The 6559-nt window shown below is 61.0% G+C and carries 4 protein-coding genes and 3 pseudogenes; 3 read left to right on the forward strand and 4 right to left on the reverse strand.

The genetic code is table 11. The features are described from left to right. Positions 1–225: 225 nt before the first annotated feature. Positions 226–996 carry a proline dehydrogenase family protein gene (locus E3T28_RS08085; RefSeq protein WP_338145394.1) on the reverse strand — a complete coding sequence of 257 codons (771 nt, stop codon included), beginning with the start codon at positions 994–996 and terminating at the stop codon, positions 226–228. Positions 997–1514: 518 nt separating this feature from the next. Here E3T28_RS08085 and E3T28_RS08090 point away from each other — a divergent pair. After that, complete coding sequence (locus tag E3T28_RS08090; RefSeq protein WP_198417173.1) at positions 1515–1901, forward strand: TipAS antibiotic-recognition domain-containing protein; 387 nt, start codon at positions 1515–1517, stop codon at positions 1899–1901. Positions 1902–2179: 278 nt separating this feature from the next. Here E3T28_RS08090 and E3T28_RS08095 read toward each other — a convergent pair. The 3 genes and pseudogenes from E3T28_RS08095 to E3T28_RS08105 all read right to left on the reverse strand — a co-directional run bounded on the left by E3T28_RS08095 (position 2180) and on the right by E3T28_RS08105 (position 5730). Further along, a pseudogene (locus E3T28_RS08095) lies at positions 2180–2929 on the reverse strand (ATP-binding protein). Then, positions 2926–4494, reverse strand: a complete 1569-nt coding sequence (gene istA / locus E3T28_RS08100; RefSeq protein ID WP_134429608.1) for an IS21 family transposase — start codon at positions 4492–4494, stop codon at positions 2926–2928. The pseudogene E3T28_RS08095 and the gene istA overlap by 4 nt, the downstream one beginning before the upstream one ends. Positions 4495–4872: 378 nt before the next feature. Further along, on the reverse strand, positions 4873–5730 hold the full coding sequence (locus E3T28_RS08105; protein WP_134429610.1) for a pentapeptide repeat-containing protein: 858 nt from the start codon (positions 5728–5730) through the stop codon (positions 4873–4875). 376 nt (positions 5731–6106) lie between these two features. Between E3T28_RS08105 and E3T28_RS17740 the strand changes: the two are divergent. Both E3T28_RS17740 and E3T28_RS17340 read left to right on the forward strand, forming a co-directional pair. Further along, positions 6107–6262: pseudogene (locus E3T28_RS17740) on the forward strand (IS30 family transposase); the annotation flags it as partial. A 53-nt stretch (positions 6263–6315) separates the two neighbouring features. Then, positions 6316–6559: pseudogene (locus tag E3T28_RS17340) on the forward strand (IS110 family transposase); the annotation flags it as partial.

The raw sequence follows: 6559 nt of genomic DNA on the forward strand, positions 1-6559 counted from the left end.
CCGACGTATCTCTGCCCAGTTCTCCACTGTCATCACCCTCCAAGGGTCTTACGGAGGGGTCAAGATTCAAACGACGCCACGGGGTCAGTATTCACCAGTCGTTGACACCGACCAGCGCTCCCCGGCCGCAAATAACCCACGGAAGAGTCAGGAGAGCCGTTTTTGAGCTACTTACGCTTGTGCGTAATCCGGTGTCCGCGAACCAGAGCGAGTCGGCGCGCAGCCTTATCGCTCAGCATTGGCAACACGATCAAGATTGCTCGGCAAACGGTGCCGGGAGCACGAACCCAATATCGGCGATGGCTTGGATTGCGCGCTCGGGGTGCTCTGCGATGCGGTTGAGGACGTACGCCACCACTCCGGGCCATAAACGATGTACTCTCGCGTCGCGAAGCCCTGCTGTCGAAGTGAATCGAGCAAGTCGTCTCCAAGCCCTTGGAGCATTTCGAACTCCACGTGCTCCTGTCGCAATTCTTCGCCTAGCTCATCGTGAAGTCGCGCAACAAGTGCAGCGTCGTGGGTAGCGAGGTTAACGCGGTGCCCAGATCCCATCAACTTTTGCGCGATTTCCAGATACGCGGTCGTCGTGGCTGTGGAATTTCGCGAGAATGCGACTGATTCCGGTTCAAGATATGCGCCTTTCACTAGGCGAATCGCGCCTGGACGGTCAATCAATCGATCAAGATCCGTCGACGTGCGGTGCAGTCTGGCTTGGAGCGTGATCCCGGTCTCTGGGAACTCGTCCGAAACCTTTTCGAAGAGAGCGAGGGAAAGATCCGTTCTGTCGGATCCTTCTGCCGGAGCCCACGTGTGAGAGGTCGAACGAGATCGTGGCGGTCTCAGGGATTGTTCCGATAAGGCTTGCCAGATCAATGAACTCTTGAGTCTGCGCATCGGCCGTATCCGCTTGGCGAACTGACTCTCCAACCAGTTCGATGCTCCCGGCATGCCCCCGAATGGTGTTAAGGCGAAGGAGATCAATGGCATCTGCAGCATTCTCGCCAGCGATGTATCGTCTAGCCACTCGGGCAGCGCATTGTGCAGCCACTGGATTCGCGAGCACTTGAGCCTTCATCTTTTCGTCCAAGGCCCAAGTGCGCAGGATGTCCGCCGCACTGGATAGTGTGATCTCGCTCAATTCCATGATTTGAAGATACGGCAAAGTCCCGCCCCGAATAGTGCGCAGACAGGCCGCAAAATATCCCTCGCCTACAGCTGCAAAATCTTCCGTCGTGAGCCCGTTCCTTCAAGAGTGGAACGACTTAGTGGATAGTTTCGGGTGCAGAGCCCGGGGTTGGCACCTTCGAGGAAAGCACAGTAGAGCCTGATAGAATGATCTGATGATTATCGGTGCAATCCATGGTGGCCCTGCCTAAACCCGTTCGAGCCTTCGGCAATTTGTCCACCCGTTGAGGGTGCAGACGCAACTGAACCTGCTCGGGCGAATCGTTTTGGTGCGCCAACATCCATGGATCCGCGGCTTTCGCGCCGCCTACCGCTAATAAGGAACAACTTTGTCAATCGACTCTTTCAGCTCGAAATATCTCGATGGATGCCGCGAGGCACTCGAGGAAGAACAATCACGAAGCCTCGCCGCCACTAATTACTGGGAAAAAGTGGACCGGGCGTTAGTCCACAGAGACTGGGACGCTCTGTACCTGAAAATAGCGCCTCTCGTCGACAGCGCCGCCTTCGGCAGTGAGCAGGTACAGTCCCTGATTGCCGCGCACTACGACATCGCGTGCAGGTTTTACGTCCCGACCGCGCGCGCGTACGTGGGTATGGCGCTTCACTATCAGGAGAATGCCGACATGGCTGCTTTCCACAATGCCTACCAACCGGGCCTGGCAGCGTTTCTTGCTGACGCAATGAGCATTTACGCGCGGACGACCTTGACGTAGGACGGTCTAAAGCGAGGAGTCCTTCTTCACAAGAGTCTGACTCCAGGGCGAGGCCGGTCAGCGGCAATGGCCGACCGGCTTCGCTCACTTGGAGACTCGCTAGGCGCGGAGTCTTTTCGAACTGGCAACTAGCGACGTGGTCCAGAAACGCTCGTTTACGAGCTGGTGAGTATTTGAGGCTTTGAGCACCACTCAATCGTGCGGTTCAGTACCACCGATCGTGCGAGAGAGCACCAGTGGTGGTCTGGCTTAGCACCACTGATGCTCCTCGTCACGGACTACGCGGTGGTGAGGGCCGTGTGCTCGCGCATGTTGTAGTTGCCCGTTTCAACCCAAACGGTGTTGTGGATGATCCGGTCCATGATCGCGTCGGCGTGAACACCGGAGCCGAGGCGCTGGTGCCAGTCCTTCTGCGAGTACTGGGTGCAGAACACCGTCGACGTTTCCCCGTAGCGGCGCTCCATCAGCTCCAGCAGCATGCCGCGCATCGACTCCGTCGGCCGGTCCAGCAACCACTCGTCAATGACGAGCAGGGTGAACGCGGCATATTTGCGGAGGAATTTCCCGGACCCGCCGGAGCCGTCTTGGGCGGCGACCCACGCTTCCTCGAGGTCGGGCATGCGGACGTAGTGCGCGCGGATGCGGTGCTCGCAGGCGCGCTTGGCAATCGCGCAGCCCAGATACGACTTCCCCTACCCGGTGAACCCCTGAAAGACGACGTTCTGTTGCCGGGACACGAACGAGCAGGTGCCGAGCTGAGTCAGCAACGGACGGTTCAGGCCGCGCTCGTCGAGCAGGTCAATGCGGCGCATATCCGCGTTCGGATAGCGCAGCCCTGCCCGTCGGATCAGCCCGGCGACCTTGGCGTGAGTGAAGGTGGAGTAAGCGTCATCGACGACCAGCCGGACCCGTTCTTCGAACGTCAAACTGATCGAGAGTGTTTCGTCCTGGGTGTCGATCGCCTCGAGCAGCTCGCTCGCGTTCATCTCGCGGAGCTTGCGCTTGGTCTCCCCGTCCAGGCGGCTCAACGGGTCCCTCCGGCGTAATAGGCGCTGCCGCGGACGTAGCCACGATCATCGCCCTCAGGCTCCTCCGGGATGAGGCCGGTCTTGTCCTGCCCGGTGTCGAGGATCGGTCTCAGGTGCGCATACCGCGGTGACCGGATCGGCCCTCGAAGCGCCATCGCGCAGGCTGCTTCGACCCGGGCCGGGGAGAACCGGCGCGAGAGGCGCAGCACGGCCAACGCCGGTTCGAACCCGGCCTCCTCGATGGAGACTGCTTCGAAGATCTTGCCAATCACCGTCACCGTCACCGTGGCCGGGCCCGTCCGGGCTGCCCAGTCGTTGATCCGGTCCCGGTCCCGGTCCCAGGCCTGCCAGCTGCGCCCCTCGGGCAAGTCCGCGTCGTTCGTTTGATACTGATTCACCGCGCTGGCCGCCAGCAGCAGGTGGCAGGTCAAGCGTTCGTCAGCCCGATAGACCTCCAGCATCGTGTCCGTCACGCGAAGGTCAACGAGAGCGCCGATGTGGCTGAAGGGGACGGAGTAGAAGTTCTTGGCCCAGACCACGTGGGCGTTCTTGTTCACCTTGCGCCGGTAAGACCAGGTGCTGATCTCGAACGGGACTGCCGGCAGGGGTTGCATCAGCGGGAGCTCCTCGGTGGTGAACACGCTCAGTCGGGAGCCGTCGCGTTTTTGGAAGGGCTGCCGGTTATAGGCATCGATCTGCTGCCGAATCCGTTCCCGCAACTGCGCCAACGACGTGAACTGCTCGTGCCTGAGCCCCGCGATGACCCAGGTCGCAACGTGAGACACCGTGTTCTCAACACTCGCCTTGTCTTTTGGGGCCCGGACTCGGCCCGGCAACACCGCGGCCGAATAGTGCCCCGCCATCTCGCGGTAGGCGTCGTTGAGAACGACCTCTCCCTCCCGAGGGTGGGAGATCACCCCGGTTTTCAGGTTGTCGGGCACCAGGCGCGGGACGCTGCCGCCGAAGAAGGTGAACATCGCCGCATGAGCGCGCAGCCACGACTCCTGGCGCATATCCAGGCTCGCTTCGACGAACGCATACCGGCTGAACGGCAGGCACGCGACGAACAAATACACCTTCGAGATCTCACCCGTTGTCGGATCCAACAGCTGTATCGTGGGACCGGACCAGTCGACCTCGATGCTGCGGCCGGCCTTGTGGCCAACGCGAGACGACGCCCCGGTCACGGCGGCGTGCTCGCCATAGAGCCGGCAGAACCGGTCGTAACTCATCGTTGCCTGCCCGGCGCGAGAAGACGCGTCGACATACTCCTGGTGCAGCAGCTTCAACGTCACCCCGACCCGGGCCAGCTCGGCGTGCACCCGAGCCCAGTCCGGCTGCGCGAACACGCTCTCCCGGACCCCGCGGCCAGGAAACAACGCCGAATACACCTCGCCCTCCGACAACTCAGCGACGTCAGCCCAGCCCAGACCTGCCAGCTCGGCCGCGTCGAGGACCGCCTGAATGCTGTGCCGGGACATCCCCTGAGCGGACTCGATCGCCCGCCGAGACAAGCCCTGATTACGCAGCTGCAACACCAGCTTCGCTTTGATCTTCCGTACCATTACCGGTACTCCTTCCACCGTGTGGCCATCCCACGGTGGAAGGAGCTTTTCAGGTGGTGCTCAACCACGCCGACAGTGGTGCTGAACAGTGCGAATCATGGACCTGAACAGTGGTGCTCACCCGCACCCCAGGTGGTGTCCACAGGAGCCAATATTCACTGGCGCGCGCGCCGCTCATGGGCAGCTTCACAAAGGTGTCAGAACTGCTGTCCACGAAACTGCTCGGAATCAAGACTCGGAAAAGGGTTTTGAAATGAACAGGGGTTTTGACACCCTTTCTGACGCTATGGGAAGTCAGCGATAACATCGCTAGCTCTTTACCTCTTCCCCACCCGTGGAAGTCCGTCGTTGTCCACCTACGCCGATTCCTCCTAGCGCCTAGGCGAGCCAGTGCTGCGGCCGGGCGAGGGCAGCCGGAAGGACGGTGGTGCCGTCGCCCTGAGCGGCATCGACTTGTAATTGTGTGAGAAACAGCGCGTTCGAGAGGTCCGCTCCCTCGACGCGTGCGTCGCGCAAATCTGCACCGAGCAAGTCGACGCCCGCCAGGTCGTTTCGCCGAAGATCCGCAGCGATGAGGTAGGCGCCGCGGAGATCGGCTCCGCACAGACGAGTCGATCGCAGGTTACGACCGACCAGGTCCACTGACGGATGCAAGTTGGCGCTCTCGTCGGCTTCAGCGCCGGCGGTATAGCCGCCGCGCGCCTCCTCGCTCACACCGATCAGCGCTTGCCGGACCTCTGCACGAATCCGCTCGACATCAGTCGCGAGGATCGCGGATGCTTCGCCGTCCAGGGCTCGCTGGATTTCGCGTCGAAGTTGCGCCACCGGCCCTAATCGATCCGAGGTCGTTGCCCGTTCGGCGGCTTCGACGAGATACCAGAGCATCTCGTGCAGTTGCCGAACGACAGCAAATGCACTGAACATCTCGGCACTCGTGTCGGGGCGTTCCTTCCAACTTGTTCCACCGAACAGATTCTGCGACACGTATTGGCCCGCACCGAAGCAATCGAATACGGTGCACCCGCGAAAGCCTCGTGCGCGCAAGGAATCATGGATGGAGCAGGAAAAATCGTCTGCCAAATTCAGGCATGGGGTGCCCGCGGGCTTGTTGATTGGAAAGTCGGCGGACTTTTGAAAGCCGAAAGCTGTGCAGCAGAGTGCGAAGCAGTCAGCGCAGTTCGCGCGGAGGGTTGAGCGGTCGTCAGTGCTCGCGTCGGAAGAGTCTGTGGACGTCATGAGTGAACGGTCTTTCTGAGGTGGTTTCGAGAGGGGGCCAGGGTGCAGGGGAACTCCGCAAGGAGCTCCCCTTCCGGGCACACGAAATCACCGCCCCTCGTTCGAGGAGCGAACTGGTGTCGCTGAAGGGCCTCTGGGTCACAGAGAGAAAGAGAGTTTCACTGATGGCAGGCTAACACTTTGAGTGCCTGGCGGGGATGCGGATCTGCTGTAAAGCTGGCGAAAACCTCTAAGAATCGTGTTCTATCCAAAATTGATCGATATTGAGCATGTCGAAAGGCCGATCTCCCGCTGCAGAATTCGGACGTGGCAATGTGGTCACAACTCGTTGCCGCAATCAAACGAAGTCAGGGGAGCGATCTGATGAGTGAATCGCAGCGATCTGAACGCCCACAGCGCTCAACGCCTCCTCGATGTCGCCACTGAGCTCAACGAGCGGCCCCGCAAAACCCTCAAACGCAGCACCCCGGCTGACCTGCTCAGCGAGCTAGTCTCGAGGAAGAAAATAGCCCCTGTTGCTTCCACCGTTTGAATTCGCCAGTTCGAGCATGCGGTTATGCGACGTAGATATAAGAATCGCCGCGCCATCCGGCGGTGCTGGATCTGCTGCAGCGCTACCCGACGCCAGCGGCGATGAAGGCCGCTGGCCCAGCCCGACTTGGCAACCGGCTGCTGAAGTTGGCACCGCGAATGGGCCGGCGCCTCGCGGATGAGATCACTCGGGCGCTGGGCGAGCAGACCGTCGTGGTGACGGGCACGAACGCGACCAGCGTCGTGCTCCCCAAGCTTGCCGAACAGCTCGCCGCGCTCCGCCGGCAACGGGACGAGA

This window comes from Cryobacterium sinapicolor, from assembly GCF_004403465.1.
GTDB lineage: Bacteria > Actinomycetota > Actinomycetes > Actinomycetales > Microbacteriaceae > Cryobacterium > Cryobacterium sinapicolor.

What these genes read in the sequence shown, in the direction of transcription:
- E3T28_RS08085 (WP_338145394.1), bottom strand. Translation starts at nt 996, where the DNA reads ATGCTGCAGATGCCATTGATCTCCTTCGCCTTAACACCATTCGGGGGC.
- istA (WP_134429608.1), bottom strand. Translation starts at nt 4,494, where the DNA reads ATGGTACGGAAGATCAAAGCGAAGCTGGTGTTGCAGCTGCGTAATCAG.
- E3T28_RS08105 (WP_134429610.1), bottom strand. Translation starts at nt 5,730, where the DNA reads ATGACGTCCACAGACTCTTCCGACGCGAGCACTGACGACCGCTCAACC.